This is a genomic window from Pseudidiomarina terrestris (assembly GCF_030466405.1).
Classification (GTDB): Bacteria; Pseudomonadota; Gammaproteobacteria; order Enterobacterales; family Alteromonadaceae; genus Pseudidiomarina; species Pseudidiomarina terrestris.
In genome coordinates this window covers 531,019-548,536 of the sequence record NZ_JAGGJF010000001.1, presented here as the reverse complement: position 1 = coordinate 548,536, position 17,518 = coordinate 531,019, and the positions used below count along the sequence as shown (strand labels likewise).

Here is a 17,518-nt window from a genome sequence, read left to right as displayed (position 1 = left end):
TCCTTTAAGGGTCTATTTTAGTGAGGGAAGTCCATGAGCTGGAGAGGCTTTGTTGCCAAGGTAATGTATTGGCCAGTGCGTTGGTTAACGCGCTTCGAAGTGATTTTTGACGAAACCATTAGTGCCGAGACTGCCGCTGATACTGGCGCTCAACATGTGGTGTATGTCATGCGCTCGACATCAGTCACTGACTTGTTGGTTGCGCAACGCGCCTTACGCGATGCTGGACTACCTGATCCAACAGACCCCTTATTGATTAACGGCACAGAGCACGCGCGGGTGATGTACCTCGAGCAGGCTAAAGCCGATACCAGTGAGGCCGCCATTGAAGAATTCCTGCAGTTGCTGAAAAGCCACGAGAAAGAAAGCAAACTAAATGTACAGCTGGTGCCGCTGGGCTTGTTTTGGGGGCGTAAGGCCGGGCAGGAGCTGCGCGAAGGCAACACTATGGTTGCCGATCTTGATAATCCGGGCCGCTGGCGTAAATTTTGGTTAGTGGTCTTTTCAGGTCGCAACATTTTAGTACGCGGAAGCCGCCCGGTTAGTCTTCGGAGAATGACCGATCAGCATGGTTCGAGCCGGCGTATCGCGCACAAACTGGCGCGGGTCGCGCGGGTGCACTTTGTGCGCTTACGGCATGCGGTGGCAGGCCCAAAAGTAGCGCACCGCGATCGCGTCATTAAGGAGCTTCTGGCCAGTGCGGCTTTGCAAAAAGCCATTGCCGATGAAGTCAAAAGTAAGAAGATTTCCCCCGAAAAGGCGCATCAACGCGCCTATGACTACCTGGATGAAATCGCTGCCAAGTACAGTGATACCCTGGTGCGTATGTTGGATCGTTTCATGGGCTGGATGTGGAGTCGCATCTACAACGGCATTCACGTGGAAGGCGGTGAGCGCATTCGGGGTCTGGCTCAAGCGGGGCACGAAGTGATTTATGTACCTTGCCATCGCAGCCATATGGATTACCTGCTGCTGAGTTACGTTATTTATAAAGAAGGCTTAGTGCCTCCGCACATTGCGGCCGGGGTGAATCTCGATTTCTTCCCCGCTGGTCCGCTGTTCCGTCGCGGCGGCGCATTTTTTATTCGCCGTAGTTTCAAGGGTAACAAACTGTACTCGGCAGTTTTCCGTGAGTACCTGAACCGCTTGTTCCAAAAAGGCTACCCCGTGGAATACTTCACAGAGGGCGGGCGCAGTCGCACCGGACGCTTACTGTCACCGAAGACGGGGATGATCGCCATGACCATCCAGGGTATGTTGCGTGGCCAGCAGCGGCCGATGTCGATCGTGCCAGTCTACATAGGCTACGAACATGTCATGGAAGTCGGCACCTACTTAAAAGAGCTCAAAGGTAAGTCCAAAGAAAAAGAATCCGTATGGAAAGTGATCTCGAGCCTGCGCCACTTGCGCAATTTTGGACAGGGCTTCGTCACTTTTGGCGCGCCCATCAATGTTGGACAAACGCTGGATAAACTGACGCCAAACTGGCGTGACTCTATTACCCATGGCGCTGAAGAGCCGGAGCGTCCTAAGTGGCTGACGCCAACAGTGAATCTGGTCGCGGAACAAATCATGCAGCGCATCAACGATGCCGCAGGCATGAACAGTGTCAACCTGTCAGCACTCGCGCTATTGAGTGCTGAGCATCATACCCTGTCGCGCGAGGAGCTGGTGGCGCAGCTCGACGTGTACACCAAGCTGCTACGCGATGTCCCCTACAGCAAGGACGCTTACGTTCCTGCGGAGTCAGGCGAAGAGCTTTGGCAACTGGCGAAACGTCACGATAAGTTCACTGTGGTGGCCGATACCATGGGTGAAATGATCCGCCTGGATGGCACCTCGGCCATCGCGATGACCTACTATCGTAACAACATCATGCACATGGTCATTGTCCCGGCGATTGTCGCTGCCTTTGCCTGCGCCCATCACCGTTTTGAGGTTGCCGACGTGGTGAAATTGCTTGAGCAGGTGCAGCCGTTGTTAAAAGAAGAATTGTTTATAAGCCACACCCGCGAGGACATGAAACTCTGGACTCAGGCGATCGTCGATCACATGCAGACCGAGGGGATGCTGACCGAGACGGAAGACGGAAGTTCCGCAACCACAGCTCGTGATAGTTCAGCTTATTTCAAACTGGAATTACTTGCCCGCGCGGCTGGTGAAACGCTGCAGCGTTATGCGATTCTATTTGAACTCCTGCAGCAGGGCGGGCCAGAGAGTCGGGCACAGCTGGAACAGGCTTCAGTGGAACTGGCCGAGCGCTTAAGTGCGATGCACGGTGTGAATGCACCTGAGTTTTTTGATAAAAAGTTGCTTAGCGCGCTGATCTCAACCCTTAAACGGCAAGATCTCATTGAGGTCAACAGCGAGGGTAACTTTGTTGCCCACGCCGACGTTGGCGAACTCAGCGATACCATTGATCGGCTGCTCGAGCCGGCGGTGGTTCAAACCATCCGCCAATCGGTGCAGCGCCGCCTGCAAGACTAATACCAGTAGCTCGCGGCTATTGCGGCCGCGAGCACCCATCCTACGTGGTTGTTATGCAAAAACGCGCGGAAACAGCGTTGCGGCTCGCGGTACCAGATCAGGAACTGTTGCCAGACAAAGAGCAGCACAATCACCAGCAAAGCTAGCCAGTAAATCCAACCCAATACCAGCAGATGCCCTAAGGCTGCCAAAAATCCTAAAGTTGCCACTTGCAGCAGGGCAATTGCCAGCTTGTCAAAACCACCGAACAATATCGCCGTGGATTTCACCCCTATCTTCATATCATCGGCACGATCAGCCATGGCGTACTCGGTGTCGTAGGCTACGGTCCAGCAGATGTTCGCCGCAAACAGAAGCCACGCAGCAAGAGGTAAACCTTGCTCAAGCGCGGTAAAGGGCATCAGAATCCCAAAGCTGAAGGCGATACCGAGAACCACTTGTGGCAGCTGGGTGAAGCGTTTGCAGAAAGGATAGAGTATCGCCACTCCGGCCGCTGCAAAGCTCAATAAAATGGTTGACTTGTTGAACTGCAGTACAATCAGAAAAGCAATGATGAGCAGACCGATAAAGAGCAGCAGCGCTTGCCAGCTTTTCACTTCCCCTGTGGCCAGCGGACGCTGTCTGGTTCGCGTCACGTGGCCGTCAATTGCGCGATCGGCGAAATCATTGATGACGCAGCCGGCAGAGCGCATAACGAAGGCGCCGATTAAAAATAACACCACAACCTTCAGCGGTGGATTGCCCGCGCCGGCAATCAACAATGCAGCGAGCATGGGCCAGGCCAGTAACAGGGTGCCGATAGGACGATCGGCGCGCATCAGTCGCCAGTAGGGGTTAGTCATCGGAATTCTCCTGTGCTAAAGGTGAGGCGCCAATAAAAACTTCAGCGACCAGAACTTGCTGGGCAGCGGCGGTAAAACAACTTCTACGGCCAAATAGTGTAGCAGGGGGGAAACCGAGCTGCTGGTGCAGTTGGCCAACTTTTGAGTCAGGCGCAAAACTAGAGACTTCGACGCTACTGCGGCGTAAATCCGGCTGTTTGAACAAGTGTTCGCCGAGCGGCTTGTCGCCCAGCTGCTTCAGCCCCAGCTGCTGCTGGGCAAGGGCTTGCAGCGGAAACACACTGCGGGCAAAAACCCAGGGTTGCTGGTCACACCAAAGGATGACTTCGCGTACGACGCAGGCCTGCTGCTGGCCCAGCCAGCGCTGCTCATCAGCCAGTAACGAGGCTTCATGTTGACCTAAAAGTTGGACGCTAAACTGCTGACAGCGTGATTTCAGCTTCGCCGTGAGTGAGTCAGGGTCTAACAGCCAGTCTTTGGCACAGGAAGACCAGTTTGCCGTAGCCTGTGGAGCATCCCAGTTCGCCTCTCCGCCTTGTGCGACGACCGGGAAACGGATCTCAGGAAACTCAGCTGCCATGCGCGGTGTTGGTTTTGTTAATATGTTCAATGACACGAATAGCGATGCCCAACACGAGCCCGGCAATCAGACCTGCGGAGTGTGCGGTATTGGCAACATTGACCCATAGCAAATCGGTATAACCGAGCAACAGCCAGACCAACATAAAGCCGATGAGACCTATGGGTAAGAACAACGGGTGGGCAGGGCGCTGCCAGGCGACCACCACGGCGATGCCAAAGAGCCCGTAAACTACACCAGAAAGCCCGCCAAAGTAGGGCCCGCTTACCATGAATTGCATGACATTGGAGAACACCGCACAGGCCACCAGCGCGATCAGCAGATACAAGGAGCCGTAGGCACGCTCGAAACGACCCCCCAGATACCACCACCAGAACACATTAAAGAGGAAATGAAGCACACTGAAATGCAACAGCGTTGGGGTTAAGAAACGCCAGGGCTGGAGCCAGGGAAGATCCGTGAAACTATCGCTGATACGCAGATTCTCAAATAAAGGCATTGCCAGTTGGGTATTGAGCAGGGCAAACACAAGGGATACAAGAACGGCGTAAATGATGGTGACCAGACCTGCCTGGCGCAGTAGTTGCTGCACCAGCGAAGGCGTTTGTTGTGCTCTTGGGGACGCTTGAGACGCTTGCTCCAACTCTGCTTCAGCGCCGTCGGGGTCGGCTTTAAATTCAGCTATGAGGTCCTTGGCAAGAGCGCTGTAGCTTGATTGTACGAGCCAGAGCTCAAGCTGGTTGCCATGTTCGCTGACGGTTACTGGCACCCCGCGGCGTTGGAGAAAACTGTGCAGGCGTTTCATCATATCGGCGTTGCGGGTGGTCAGTAATTTTTGCATGTTAACTATGCTCCACCGCGTCCGGGTAAAACTGCGCCCAAGCGGTAAATCCGCCGTCGAGACTGCTGACTGGCTCAATGCCTTGCTGCGCCAGATACTGCGCGGCACCTTGGCTGCTGTTACCGTGATAGCAGACGACGACTACAGGTTGGTCGTCGTCCAGATCGGCAAGGAAGTCGGTGAGCGAAGCATCGGTCAAATGCACCGAGCCCGGGATATGCCCGAGTGCAAATGAACGGGCATCGCGAATATCGGCAAAAGCTGCCGTTCCGCTTTGCCATAGTTCATGTGCTGCAGCGGTATTGATTCGGCTGAACTCGCTCATGGTAACATCCTTCTTTTAGTGGCTTAGGCTTCCCAGTCGAGAATAACCTTACCCGACTGGCCTGAGGTCATGATTTCGAAACCTTTTTCGAATTCATCGACGGGCATGTTGTGCGTCAGGATAGGCGACAGGTCGAGCCCGGATTGCAACAAACTCGCCATTTTATACCAGGTCTCGAACATTTCACGACCGTAGATACCTTTGATGACCAAGCCCTTAAAGATGACCTGATTCCAGTCAATGGCGACACTTTGCGGCGGGATACCAAGCATTGCGATTTTGCCGCCATGATTCATGGTTTCCAGCATCTGACTGAACGCAGAGGGAACACCGGACATCTCTAGGCCGACGTCAAAGCCCTCTTTCATGCCAAGTTCTGACATCACGTCGCGGAGCTTTTCTTTACTCACGTCAACCGCGCGGGTCGCACCCATCTTTTTCGCTAAATCTAAGCGGTAAGGGTTCACATCGGTAATAACAACGTGGCGTGCACCCACATGACGCGCGACCGCGGCAGCCATGATACCAATCGGACCCGCGCCGGTGATCAGCACATCTTCACCTACCAGATCAAAGGCTAAGGCCGTGTGCACAGCGTTGCCAAAGGGGTCAAAAATGGCAGCAAGGTCATCGCTGATATCGTCGGGAAGCTTAAAGGCGTTATCGGCAGGAATCACCAGATACTCGGCAAAGGCGCCGGGACGGTTGACGCCAACACCTACAGTGTTGCGGCATAAATGGCGGCGTCCGGCACGACAGTTACGGCAGTGACCACAGGTAATGTGCCCTTCGCCAGAGACGCGGTCGCCTTTGGCGAAGCCACGTACGCCTTCACCCATGGCGGCAACCTCACCTACGTACTCGTGACCCACCACCATAGGCACCGGAATGGTTTTTTGCGACCACTCATCCCACTTGTAAATGTGTACGTCGGTGCCGCAGATGGCGGTTTTCTTAATCTTGATGAGCAGGTCGTTATAACCGTATTCGGGTTGCTCGACATCGGTCATCCAAATGCCAGGTTCAGCGTGTAATTTTGCTAAAGCTTTCATAAGCTCCTCCGCGTTTAAATGACGCCTAAATCTTTACCGATACGAATAAAAGCATCGATAGCTCGTTGCAACTGTTCACGCGTATGCCCAGCCGACATTTGCGTACGGATGCGAGCTTTGCCACGCGGCACCACAGGGAACGAGAAGCCGACCACATAAATGCCTTCAGCCAAGAGACGGTCAGACATTTCTGAAGCCAGTTTAGCGTCGCCGATCATCACTGGAATGATGGCATGATCAGCACCACTCAAGGTGAAGCCGGCGTTCGTCATTTCCGTGCGGAAATAGTTTGCGTTGTCCCACAGGCGCTGGCGTAGCTCGTCGCCTTCTTCCAACATCTCTAATACACGAATGGAGGCCTGAACGATCGCTGGCGCCACTGAGTTCGAGAACAAATAAGGACGTGAACGCTGGCGGAGCCAGTCAATCACTTGCTTTTTACCTGAGGTGTAGCCGCCTGATGCACCGCCAAGCGCCTTACCCAGCGTGCCGGTGATAATATCCACCCGACCTAATACGCCACAGTATTCGTGCGTGCCTTTACCGCTGGCACCCAGAAAGCCAGTCGCGTGACAGTCGTCCATCATGGTTAACGCACCATACTGGTCGGCCAGATCACAAATGGCTTTCATGTTAGCAATCACGCCATCCATCGAGAACACACCATCGGTGGCGATTAAAATATGACGCGCGCCGTCAGCCTTGGCTTGTTTTAACTGGGCTTCAAGATCGCTCATATCGTTATTTTTATAACGGTAGCGTTTGGACTTGCTCAGTCGAATGCCGTCAATAATGCTGGCATGGTTAAGTTCGTCGCTGATGATGGCATCTTCGGGTCCCATAAGGGTTTCGAACAAACCACCGTTAGCATCGAAGCAGGACGAGTACAGAATCGTGTCTTCGGTGCCCAGAAAGTCGCTAAGCTTGGCTTCAAGGGTTTTGTGAATATCCTGGGTACCACAAATAAAACGCACCGATGCAGTACCAAAGCCGTGCTCGTCGAGCCCTTGTTTAGCAGCAGCAATAAGGTCAGGATGATTGGCCAAACCTAAATAATTATTGGCGCAGAAATTGAGAACGGAGGACCCGTCACCCACCTGAATCTCAGCTGCTTGCTCGCTGGTGATAATGCGTTCTTTTTTGTATAAGCCTTCTTGCTGTAACTCTTCCAGCTGGCTATCTAGCTGTTGATAAAAATCGTTCTTCATGTAATTCTCCGTGCTTTGAATAGCGTACGCGGATGTAATCCATAGGATTTGTCCTATAGTTTACCTGATCTGCAGGGCATCGCGCATCCTCATTTCTGTTGCCGGAGAAAATTCATGCACAAGCGTGCTATCTATCCAGGGACTTTCGACCCCATTACCAACGGTCATGCCGATCTTATAGAGCGTGCGGCAAACCTGTTTAGTGAAGTTGTGGTTGGTATTGCAAATAATCCGAACAAGAACCCCATGTTCACCCTCGACGAACGTGTCGAGCTGGTGCGGCAGGTAACCGATCAGCTACCGAATGTCAGTGTGGTCGGGTTCAGCGGATTACTGGTCGATTTTGCCAAAGAGCACGGAGCTACCGTCTTGATTCGTGGCTTGCGAGCAGTGTCTGACTTCGAATACGAATTTCAAATGGCAAACATGAACCGACGTCTGTATCCGGGTCTTGAAAGCGTGTTTCTGACGCCTTCAGAAGAAAATTCCTTTATTTCCTCAACGCTGGTCAAAGAAGTGGCTCTGCACCATGGCGATGTCAGACAGTTCACCGATACCCGAGTCGCAAACGCATTGAATGAAAAGATAAAATCGCGTTAAGAGCTGCTGAATGGCACTGCAATGCGCGGTCGAAGCTACCATTTTTGATGATTTCAGGTTAGAATCGCGCCCCAAAATTCGTTTCTTTTTTTGTTTCTTTCTTTTTTGCTCAGACTAGACCCGCAGGAGTCCGCCCCATGACTGATCTGGATTTAAGCCGTTATGGCATTACAGACGTCACTGAAATCGTTCACAACCCTTCCTATGACCAGCTTTTTGAAGAAGAAACGCGCAGCGATCTTCAAGGCTATGAAAAAGGTGTAGTTACTGATCTTGGCGCTGTCGCCGTGGATACTGGTATCTTTACGGGTCGCTCACCCAAAGATAAATACATTGTGCGTGATGAAACCACCAAAGACACCTTGTGGTGGGCTGATCAGGGTAAAAATGATAACAAGGCGATTTCGCCGGAGATCTGGGCGGACCTGAAAACCACCGTCACCGGTCAGTTGTCGGGTAAGCGCTTGTTCGTTGTTGATACCTACTGTGGTGCTAACGAAGATACGCGTTTGTCAGTGCGCTTTATTACCGAAGTCGCGTGGCAGGCCCACTTTGTAAAAAACATGTTCATCCGCCCTTCCGAGGAAGAGCTGAAGACCTTCAAAGCTGACTTTGTGGTAATGAATGGTGCCAAGTGCATCAATTCAAAATGGCAGGAACATGGGCTGAATTCAGAGAATTTTGTCGCCTTTAACCTCACCGAGCGCATCCAGTTGATCGGTGGTACCTGGTATGGCGGCGAAATGAAAAAAGGCATGTTCTCGATGATGAACTATTTCCTGCCGTTGCAGGGAATTGCCTCGATGCATTGCTCCGCAAACGTCGGCGAAGACGGCGATGTAGCAATTTTCTTTGGCCTGTCAGGTACGGGTAAAACCACCCTTTCAACAGATCCAAAACGTCAGTTAATTGGCGATGATGAACACGGCTGGGACGATGACGGCGTGTTTAACTTCGAAGGCGGGTGTTATGCCAAAACCATTAACTTATCGCAAGAAGCTGAACCGGATATCTATAATGCGATCCGCCGTGATGCCTTGTTGGAAAATGTAACTGTTCGCGACGACGGTACTGTCGATTTCAACGACGGGTCAAAAACCGAAAATACACGCGTCTCTTACCCGATTTATCACATCGATAACATCGTTAAGCCGGTCTCCAAAGCGGGTCATGCGAAGAAGGTTATCTTCCTGACAGCAGACGCATTTGGCGTATTACCTCCGGTTTCCAAACTCACCAAAGAGCAAACCAAGTACCACTTCTTGTCAGGTTTCACGGCCAAACTGGCAGGTACTGAGCGCGGTATTACCGAGCCGACCCCGACCTTCTCGAGCTGTTTTGGCGCAGCTTTCCTAAGCTTACACCCAACGCAGTACGCCGAAGTACTGGTGCAGCGTATGGAAGCCGCTGGTGCAGAAGCCTACCTGGTGAATACTGGTTGGAACGGTAGTGGCAAACGTATCTCGATCAAAGCGACACGCGCCATTATTGACGCGATTCTGGATGGCAGCATTGAAGACGCAGAGTTTGTGAATCTGCCTTACTTTAACCTGGCAATGCCAACTCAGTTGCATGGCGTTGAGGATACCTCTTTACTCGACCCGCGTAAGACCTACGAAGATGTCGCTGAGTGGGATTTGAAAGCAAACGATCTGGCGCGCCGTTTCGTAGCTAATTTCGAAAAATTTACCGATAATGAAGAAGGTCAGGCACTTGTTGCTGCCGGACCTCAGTTAAAGTAAAAGCTAACGAAAAGATAATAAAAGCCCGCCTTCTGGCGGGTTTTTTTATGCCCGGCAGAGCGCTCTCCGACACATTTGCAAACAAATTATTAACTAAAGTTACCGACCTTATCGGGCGTGGTGTGGAATAATCTCTAGCGATCCCTTGTTGAGCTGGAGAACCATCCATGTACGTTGAAGTGAATAATGTCACCAAAGAGTACGCCACGGTACGGGCTGTCGACCAGGTGAGTCTGGTTGCAAAAGGTGGCGAGATCCTCGCGTTACTGGGCCCCAATGGTGCGGGCAAGTCGTCGTTGGTGCGCATGATGGTGGGCTTAACTCAGCCGGACAGCGGCCAGATTGTCTATCGGTCCGCAGCGGATCAGCAGCCTTTGACGGCATTACCCAGCACTGCCTTTGGCTACCTTCCCGAAGACCGGGGGCTTTATCAGGAGCGCACGGTCCTGGATAACCTTCGTTACATCGCCCGATTGAGAGGTGTCCATAAAACCACAGCGGAACAAAGTATCCAGCGCTGGCTGGATCGGTTCGAACTTACTGACCGTGCAAGTGAACCCATGCGCCAACTATCGAAAGGCAATCAACAGAAGATTCAGCTGATCGCAACCTTACTTCATGAGCCGCAAGTGGTCATGCTGGACGAGCCTTTCTCTGGACTTGATCCCATGAATCAGGAATTTGTGCTGAGCGTGCTTAATGACTTACGTAGTACCGGAACCACCGTCATTTTAAGCGCCCATCAGATGGCATTGGTCGAGCGCATGGCGAATAAGCTGGTGTTGATGAATAAGGGCGCGGTGATTGCACAGGGCAGTCTGGCAGAGGTACGCCAGCAACTGGTTCAGCAGCAGCGACTGCAGGTGGAGTTTACCCAGTCGGTGCAGGCGGAGCAGATATCGATACTGACAAGTGTGATTGAGGCTGTGCCTCTGAGCGACACCCGTTTTGAACTGACCTGCGATGATCAACTTGCCGCTGACAAGTTACTGATGCAACTGCAGGACATTGCGCCAGTGGCTGAGTTTAGCCCCCAGCGACAAGCACTGCATGATCTCTACTTACAAGCCGTTCGCGCGGAGGTGAACTCATGAAACACTGGCGCCAGGTTATCCGGATTGGCGGCTTTGAATTCCGCCGCTTTTTTAAATGGAAACAAGAACTCTTTTCACTGGTCCTGATCGGGGCACTGTTCGGTGTGACCGCGGGCTGGGGCGTGTTAAAAACTGCGTTGGAAGAAACTCATACCGTTGCTGTTGTTGCCCCAGTGACCTTACCGGAGCTTGCCAACATTAAATGGCAACCGGTGTCAGATACCACCACTGCGCTTACCGAGCTCGGTGAAAACTACAGTGGTGTATTGCGTGTTTCCGCGAGTCCGGAAGAGGGCTATGGAGCCGAACTATGGGCAGCAAACAGCAGTGGTTGGCAGGACCGCATGCAGGCGCAACTCCAGGCCTGGCTGCAACAGCAAAAGCTTGAGGCACTGCCCCTCGACGCGAGTCAGATAGCGCTGCTCAACGACCCCGTTCGGGTGTCGATCACCGTGCAGCGTGGAGAGGAAGAAACCAGCCGCTCCGCCAGCAAGGTGATTCCGATGTTGATTCTGGTCAGCATTATGGTCGGCGTTTTCGGTAGTTTTGGCTTGATGATGACGGCCATCACCCAGGAAAAACAACAACGGGTAACGGAACAGCTATTGACCATAATTCGCCCGCCCGAGTGGATCGATGGCAAGATTCTGGGAATTACATTGCACTGTCTGAAAAGCATGGCCACTGTGCTTTTGATTATTGTTCTGGTGTCATTGTTAATGATGGTGATTGAAGGCCGCCCGTTAGACTTCCCGTCCATTAACTGGACGGTTCTGGGCAGCACCACTGTGTTTGCCATTGTTGGACTGGTGATGATCAATGCTTTGATGGCAGGCTTTGCCGCAACCATTGATGATCCGAATCACTCGGGACGCACCGCGATGATGTTAATTCCGGCACTCTTTGTTGGTGCCGGCTTTGGCGTGATGGATAACTTACAGGGCATTCTTGCCCAGATTCTATCCTGGTTTCCACTGACCTCCTTTGCGGTGATGCCTTTGCGCATCGCAGACGGCAGCGTAAGCTGGTGGGAAGTTCTGGGCAGTTTACTGTTACTGCTATTAATGACCTATACCATTCGTTCTGCCGCCATCCGGCTGTTTAGCATGGGCATTACCATGTATGGCAAAGAGCCTTCCTGGCGAATGATGGGACGCGCCTTTATTGGGCGTCGCTGATGGTGCGATTGCGGCCTTCGTCTTTGGCGCGATAAAGCGCCTGGTCGACCCGCTTGATGATACTGGATTCATCATCTCCGGGGCGATAAGAAGCTACACCAAAGCTTGCCGTGATGCGAATACCATCACGGAACTCATAAGCCTCGATGGCGTGACGTAGACGTTCGGCATGCATCACTGCATGCTGGCGTGTATGTTCCGTCAGCACCAGCAGGAATTCTTCACCCCCCCAGCGGCCCGCGACATCAGTACTGCGCACATTGCAGCGTAGCAGCTGACCGAGCTCAACCAGAATACTGTCGCCAACCTGATGCCCGTAGGTATCATTGACGCGCTTGAAGTGATCGATATCCAATAAAACAACCGAAAACTCGCGCTGATGGTGCTTGGTTTTGCGCAACGCATTGCTTAATGCACTATCCAGCTTGGCGCGGTTATATAAGCCGGTGAGCCGATCGGTTACGGCGATATACTCGAGCCTTTGGCTGTGTTCTTCCAGGTAGTGAAAAGCTTCAGCACGGGTTTGTTCAATGTGACGAAGAATAATAATAAGTGCGACAGTTGCGATGAAAATATTGTTCAGCGAGTGCAACGTAAAAGGTGCAGACTCCCAGTCATCTGTGGCCTGCGTGAGAAAAATAAAGCACAGTGCAAAAAATATGACACTGGTAATCAGACCCCTTTTGCCACCTAGCAGAAAATAAGCGATGGGCGGGAAGGTGGCCAGCCAATAAAGAGCGTAGGATTGCCCCTTACTTATCACTACGTAAACCGCGATTAATATGGCAATGATAAGCGTGACAATCCAGCTGATAACAATCACATGCTCAGGGCGATAGCGAAGCCAGATATAAAGACCAATAGCGACCGCAAAGAGCAGGTATTCGAGGGCGATCATAAGGTGATTTTGATCGAAAAGCTGATTAATAATGGCAAGGACTGGGGACACCACTATGAGGACCCATAGCAGTGAACGTAAAAATTGGACCCGCCGATAACGCGGGTCCAATGGTGAGTTGATACTAGTCGATGTGCTCTGCATGAGGAAGCTCGTGTGCAGGTGCTTCAGTTGCCCCCTGTTTTAAGAAGCTGTCCATCCAGCGCATCAGACGCATGCTGTAATCGAGCTGTGCCGCGACGCGGCGATTACCATGTCCTTCGCCCGGGTAAAGCACCAGTCGTACCGGCACGTTACCATGGGTTTTCAGATAGCGATAAAGCTCCATGGACTGACTAGGATGCACCCGGGTATCTTCTTTACCGTGCATAATTAAAATCGGGGTCCGGGCTTTTTCTGCGTGGTAAATCGGGCTGCGCTCCAGGTACCATTGCCATTTTTCCCACGGGTAGCTACGGGCATGTACGGCATGCATTTCTTTGGCAATGTCGGTGGTACCGAACTTGGAAATGTTATCGCTGATGCCGACAAACATGACACTGGCTGCCCAATGCTCGGTCTGCGCTGTCGCGCCCCAGGCTGATGCGAAGCCGCCATAGGAACCGCCGGTAATACCTGCGCGATCGCCGTCTGCGATGCCGCGCTCAACCAGAAAGTTCTTACCATCCACGATGTCGTCGAATTCTTTACCAGCGTAGTCGTTCTGTCCCAACTTAGAAAATTCCACACCACGGCCAGTACTGCCTCGGTAGTTCGGGAAGAACAAAGCGTAGCCTTGCTGTGCGGCATGCTTCACTGGGCTGGAGTAACGATCTAACCAGCCGTTGCTGTAGTGTGCCTCAGGGCCACCATGAACCACGGTAATCAATGGGTAGCGGGTACCTTCCTGATAATCAGTGGGGTACACCAGAATGCCCTGCAGGTCGAGACCGTCACGCGCTTCATAGGTTACGGTTTCCTGAGTCGGCATAGTGATTTCGCTTAACCAGGGATTGGAGTTGGTCAGGCGAATCATACTTTGCATTTCCAGTCGGAACAGCTCCGTTGGATGTTCAGCGCGGTGTGCGCGAGCGTAAACACCGGTCTGACCTGGCGCTGCTTCGATGTCCACCACAATGGCATTACCGGGCTCAAGCAGTGGCCGTGTTTCGAGCCATTGCATGGTGATGGCATGTACTTCTGATTCGGTGCCAACGTGACCGAGGTAAATCAGTTCATCGTTATTGCGCCAGTCGATATCCTGAACATGGCCGGGATAGTCGGGCAATACATCACGGACACTGTTGTCGTTCTGCAGGTCGAAAACGTACAAGCGGCCGGTGGCTGGATCATTGTAATCCGCCGCGCCAATCACCGCCAGGTAGCGACCATCTGGTGAAAACTCTGCTTTACCCAGTTTCCCTACGGTAGCGAAGCTTGATTCCTGCACGCCGGCGAAAGAAACCAGCTCATATTTGCTACTCATGTAGCTGTCATCCACCAACGGCGTCGGTGCTGTGCGCAGTAAAAGCTGTTCCTGATCCGGACGGAAGGCAACCGAGAACACCTGACGGTCGTCGGTCAGTTGCGCTGCAATTTGTGACTCGGCACTTAAGTCAACAAACCAGGCGTGGGTGAACTCGTTTTCTTCTTCGTAGACTTCGGCTTTAAACCCTTTTTTGGCGAGCTTTTTCTCGGTCTTATCAGCTGCGGCACGGGCAGTAAAAGCAAGGTAACGACCATCGGCACTCAGTGCATAAGTGTAGATGCCGTTCTCGTGCTCAAAGACTTTCTGAGCTTCGCCGCCGTTGAGGGATATCTTGTAAATACTGGTGTGGTCATCGCCATCACGTTTGCTGGTGAAGTAAATAAAGTCACCATGAATGCTGACGTCACTGACACCTTGTTTGTCGGAGATGAAAGGCACCGGCTCGTTCTCGCCACGAACAACGAAAAGTTCTACAAAGGAACCGCCATCGTCATCAACATAGGGCGTACGCGGTGAAACCCGGGTAAAGGCGGCCACCTGGCCATCATCACTTATGGCAACGCTATTGATGGACTGCGTTGTGACTGTTTCTGTGAGTGAAATATCACGAGCTGAGGCACTCATGCTAAGTGCCGCACAAAGTGCTGTGAGACCTATCCGAAGGAACATCGTTTTCTCCTATACATGTTATTTTCCTTCTCCATAGTAGCAGCAAAATAGTTGACTTCCCACGAAATCAAGCCACTCTAACCTTTGGGTTTTTCATAAGGGAAAAGTTGTATGGCGGATCAAATCTGGATTGGCGCTATTCTAATCACAGCTTTGGTGCTGTTCGTAGTTGACCGCTGGCGCTACGACTTCGTGGCCATGGGGGCGCTGTTTGCCGCTTACATTGTTGGGCTGATACCGAAGCAGGAGGTATTTGCCGGATTTGGCAATGCCGCCGTCATCACCGTTGCTGCGGTACTGGTAATCAGCCATGCATTGTGGCGCTCAGGAGTGGTCGACTCAATGGCCAGTAGTGTCAAGAAAGTCGGCGACCGGGTCTGGTTGCAGATGATTGTACTGACCGGTCTGACGACCTTTGTTTCGGCGTTTATCAGTAATACCGGAGCCATGGCGATCATGATTCCAGTGGCGCTGCAGCTTTCCCGCAATGGCGCAGGACATGCTTCACTGATGCTGATGCCAATGGCGTTTGGCTCTCTGCTCGGCGGCACCATCACCATGATAGGGACTCCGCCTAACATCATCATTTCAGATATTCGCGCCAGTCATGGCGCTGAACCCTTCGGCATTTTCGACTTTACCCCGGTCGGCTTAAGCGTAGCGGTAGCGGGCTTGGTGGTCATGTGGTTGACCGCGCACTGGCTGGTTCCGCGTAGCAAAAGCCGCGATACTTCGAACTCCCCTTACGATGTCAGCGCCTACCTGACCGAACTCTACCTTCCTGCCGGTTCGAGTCTGGTAGGGCAAACTCTGTTTGAGTTTGAATCGCAAATTAAGGATCCCTTCGTGGTGGTTGCGCTAAAGCGCGGCAAGCAGATGATTAGCGGACCGCCACGCTACCAGCGCTTGAAAGCCGAAGATGTGCTGATCGTGAAAGCAGATACTGAGACATTGCAGCAAATTATTGATCTGACGAAATTTGAGTTAAATGCCGAAGAAGAGCTGGATACGCGGTTCCTGATCTCAGATGAAATCAAGGTGATTGAAGGGATTGTAGGACACGATTCAAGACTCATTGGACGCTCTGCAGCGGACTTACGGTTACGTCATCGATTCGGTGTGAACGTGTTGGCGGTGGCGCGCGAAGGACAGCCGTTGAAGCCGAGTCTATCTAACGTCCGCTTTAAGCCCGGAGACGTGCTCCTGCTGCAAGGTGATGCCGAGGTGTTGAATGATGTTTTCAATCGATTTGGCTGTTTTCCGCTGGCGCAGCGCAGTCTGCGGCTGGGCAGCAAGCGCAAGCTTCTGCTGCCGTTGGCGATATTTGCGACTGCGATTGGGTTAAGCGCGTTTAATTTTCTTAGTGTGCCGGTGGCGTTTGCTATGGCTGCGGGCGTTATGGTGCTGGCCAATGTCATTCCGATTCGCGAGCTTTATGAACATATCGAATGGCCGATCATCGTGTTACTTGCTGCAACCATACCCCTAGGTGGCGCTCTGGAACGAAGTGGCGCGGCCGATACGCTGGCGCACGCAGCTCTGGCAATTAGTCAGGGGTCGCCTGATTTCGTCGCCCTGAGCTTGTTACTGGTGGTCACCATGTTGTTATCAAATGTCATTAACAACGCGGCGGCAGCGGTGCTGATGGCACCGATAGGCATCAGTATGGCGGATACGCTGGGGGCGTCCATGGATCCTTTCCTGATGGCTGTCGCTCTTGGTGCAGCACTACCCTTTTTAACACCGATCGGGCACCAGTCGAATATCTTAGTCATGGGGCCGGGCGGTTACCGTTTCGCCGACTACTGGCGGCTGGGCTTGCCACTTTCAATCGTGATGACGGTGATTGCGGTTATTATGATTTCACTGACATGGCCGATGTACGGGTAACTGCAGCGCCGCGGGCAACGATACGCACCTGCGCTACGGTTGCTTCTAGTAGCTGGTGGCGTTCGGCGGGTGAGGCATCAAGTGCATCGGCGCCGGCACTAAAGACGATACGGACAATGGCGTCGGCTTGCAGCTCAGCGAGTTGACGCGGGAAGTCCTGCTCATCCACCAGGTAATCCACCAGCTCTGCAGTAAAGTGCTCAACTTCCCGCTGCACCGCCAGGCGGAACTCGCGCGAGTTGCCGGACTTTTCTTGCAAGAGTAAGCGGAAAATCGCCGTATTGTTGGCGACAAACTCCATGAAGGTGGTGACGGATGCGCGGATGATAGAGCCGCCATTGGCGATCTGCTGGCGTGACTGGCGCAGCAGTTGGCGTAAGGCCAGCCCACCTTCATCGACCAAAGTGAGCCCTAATTCTTCCATGTTCTGAAAGTGACGGTAAAAAGAAGTAGGCGCAATACCTGCTTCGCGGGTCACTTCGCGCAAGCTCAACGAAGCATAGCCATGCTCTGCGCTTAACTGGTTCATCGCTGCCTGAATCAGAGCGCGGCGAGTCTTTTCTTTTTGCGCAGCACGAACACCGGCCATAAATTGAACTTCCTTAACGGTTTTGTTGCCTAAATTTTTAACTCTGGCGAATGAG

The 17,518-nt window shown here is 52.6% G+C and carries 15 protein-coding genes; 6 read left to right on the top strand and 9 right to left on the bottom strand.

All coding sequences use genetic code 11. The features are described from left to right. Nucleotides 1–33 precede the first annotated feature (33 nt). The gene (gene plsB, locus J6J34_RS02545) at nucleotides 34–2,487 is read left to right on the top strand and encodes a glycerol-3-phosphate 1-O-acyltransferase PlsB (RefSeq protein WP_301898433.1); all 2,454 of its coding nucleotides are present in this window, start codon (nucleotides 34–36) and stop codon (nucleotides 2,485–2,487) included. On the opposite strand, the gene ubiA is transcribed toward plsB, so the two are convergent. Genes ubiA through J6J34_RS02515 form a run of 6 tightly spaced genes read right to left on the bottom strand, consistent with a single transcriptional unit; the run spans nucleotide 2,484 to nucleotide 7,335 of the window. Continuing rightward, the gene (gene ubiA / locus J6J34_RS02540) at nucleotides 2,484–3,329 is read right to left on the bottom strand and encodes a 4-hydroxybenzoate octaprenyltransferase (RefSeq protein WP_301835484.1); all 846 of its coding nucleotides are present in this window, start codon (nucleotides 3,327–3,329) and stop codon (nucleotides 2,484–2,486) included. The two genes, plsB and ubiA, sit on opposite strands and share 4 nt — an antisense overlap. Continuing rightward, the gene (locus J6J34_RS02535) at nucleotides 3,322–3,909 is read right to left on the bottom strand and encodes a chorismate--pyruvate lyase family protein (RefSeq protein WP_301719299.1); all 588 of its coding nucleotides are present in this window, start codon (nucleotides 3,907–3,909) and stop codon (nucleotides 3,322–3,324) included. Before J6J34_RS02535 ends, ubiA begins: the two co-directional genes overlap by 8 nt. Then, nucleotides 3,899–4,750, bottom strand: coding sequence for a rhomboid family intramembrane serine protease (locus tag J6J34_RS02530; protein WP_301719300.1), 852 nt, complete (start codon nucleotides 4,748–4,750; stop codon nucleotides 3,899–3,901). Before J6J34_RS02530 ends, J6J34_RS02535 begins: the two co-directional genes overlap by 11 nt. Nucleotide 4,751: 1 nt before the next feature. Next, the gene (gene glpE, locus J6J34_RS02525) at nucleotides 4,752–5,075 is read right to left on the bottom strand and encodes a thiosulfate sulfurtransferase GlpE (protein ID WP_301719301.1); all 324 of its coding nucleotides are present in this window, start codon (nucleotides 5,073–5,075) and stop codon (nucleotides 4,752–4,754) included. Nucleotides 5,076–5,098: 23 nt separating this feature from the next. Then, nucleotides 5,099–6,127, bottom strand: a complete 1,029-nt coding sequence (gene tdh / locus J6J34_RS02520; protein WP_301719302.1) for an L-threonine 3-dehydrogenase — start codon at nucleotides 6,125–6,127, stop codon at nucleotides 5,099–5,101. A gap of 14 nt (nucleotides 6,128–6,141) precedes the next feature. Further along, nucleotides 6,142–7,335 carry a glycine C-acetyltransferase gene (locus J6J34_RS02515; RefSeq protein WP_301719303.1) on the bottom strand — a complete coding sequence of 398 codons (1,194 nt, stop codon included), beginning with the start codon at nucleotides 7,333–7,335 and terminating at the stop codon, nucleotides 6,142–6,144. A 114-nt stretch (nucleotides 7,336–7,449) separates the two neighbouring features. Here J6J34_RS02515 and coaD point away from each other — a divergent pair, with 114 nt between their 5' ends. From coaD to J6J34_RS02495, 4 genes are all read left to right on the top strand, one after another. Next, complete coding sequence (gene coaD, locus J6J34_RS02510; RefSeq protein WP_301719304.1) at nucleotides 7,450–7,935, top strand: pantetheine-phosphate adenylyltransferase; 486 nt, start codon at nucleotides 7,450–7,452, stop codon at nucleotides 7,933–7,935. 137 nt (nucleotides 7,936–8,072) lie between these two features. After that, on the top strand, nucleotides 8,073–9,677 hold the full coding sequence (pckA, locus tag J6J34_RS02505) for a phosphoenolpyruvate carboxykinase (ATP) (protein ID WP_301719305.1): 1,605 nt from the start codon (nucleotides 8,073–8,075) through the stop codon (nucleotides 9,675–9,677). Between the two features lie 167 nt (nucleotides 9,678–9,844). After that, entirely contained in the window at nucleotides 9,845–10,771 is a 927-nt protein-coding gene (locus tag J6J34_RS02500) for an ABC transporter ATP-binding protein (protein WP_301775050.1), read from the top strand. Then, nucleotides 10,768–11,949: an ABC transporter permease gene (locus tag J6J34_RS02495; protein ID WP_301835488.1), complete on the top strand. Its 1,182-nt coding sequence runs from the start codon at nucleotides 10,768–10,770 to the stop codon at nucleotides 11,947–11,949. Before J6J34_RS02500 ends, J6J34_RS02495 begins: the two co-directional genes overlap by 4 nt. Here the strand turns inward: J6J34_RS02495 and J6J34_RS02490 are convergent. Together J6J34_RS02490 and J6J34_RS02485 are read right to left on the bottom strand one after the other, a co-directional pair. Then, nucleotides 11,933–12,991, bottom strand: a complete 1,059-nt coding sequence (locus J6J34_RS02490) for a GGDEF domain-containing protein (protein WP_335342624.1) — start codon at nucleotides 12,989–12,991, stop codon at nucleotides 11,933–11,935. The two genes, J6J34_RS02495 and J6J34_RS02490, sit on opposite strands and share 17 nt — an antisense overlap. Continuing rightward, nucleotides 12,972–14,984, bottom strand: a complete 2,013-nt coding sequence (locus J6J34_RS02485) for a prolyl oligopeptidase family serine peptidase (RefSeq protein ID WP_301719309.1) — start codon at nucleotides 14,982–14,984, stop codon at nucleotides 12,972–12,974. The genes J6J34_RS02490 and J6J34_RS02485 overlap by 20 nt, the downstream gene beginning before the upstream one ends. Nucleotides 14,985–15,095: 111 nt before the next feature. Here J6J34_RS02485 and J6J34_RS02480 point away from each other — a divergent pair, with 111 nt between their 5' ends. Further along, complete coding sequence (locus J6J34_RS02480; protein ID WP_301719310.1) at nucleotides 15,096–16,874, top strand: SLC13 family permease; 1,779 nt, start codon at nucleotides 15,096–15,098, stop codon at nucleotides 16,872–16,874. Here the strand turns inward: J6J34_RS02480 and fabR are convergent. Further along, nucleotides 16,840–17,463 carry an HTH-type transcriptional repressor FabR gene (gene fabR, locus J6J34_RS02475; protein ID WP_301719311.1) on the bottom strand — a complete coding sequence of 208 codons (624 nt, stop codon included), beginning with the start codon at nucleotides 17,461–17,463 and terminating at the stop codon, nucleotides 16,840–16,842. The two genes, J6J34_RS02480 and fabR, sit on opposite strands and share 35 nt — an antisense overlap. Between the last annotated feature and the right edge of the window lie 55 nt (nucleotides 17,464–17,518).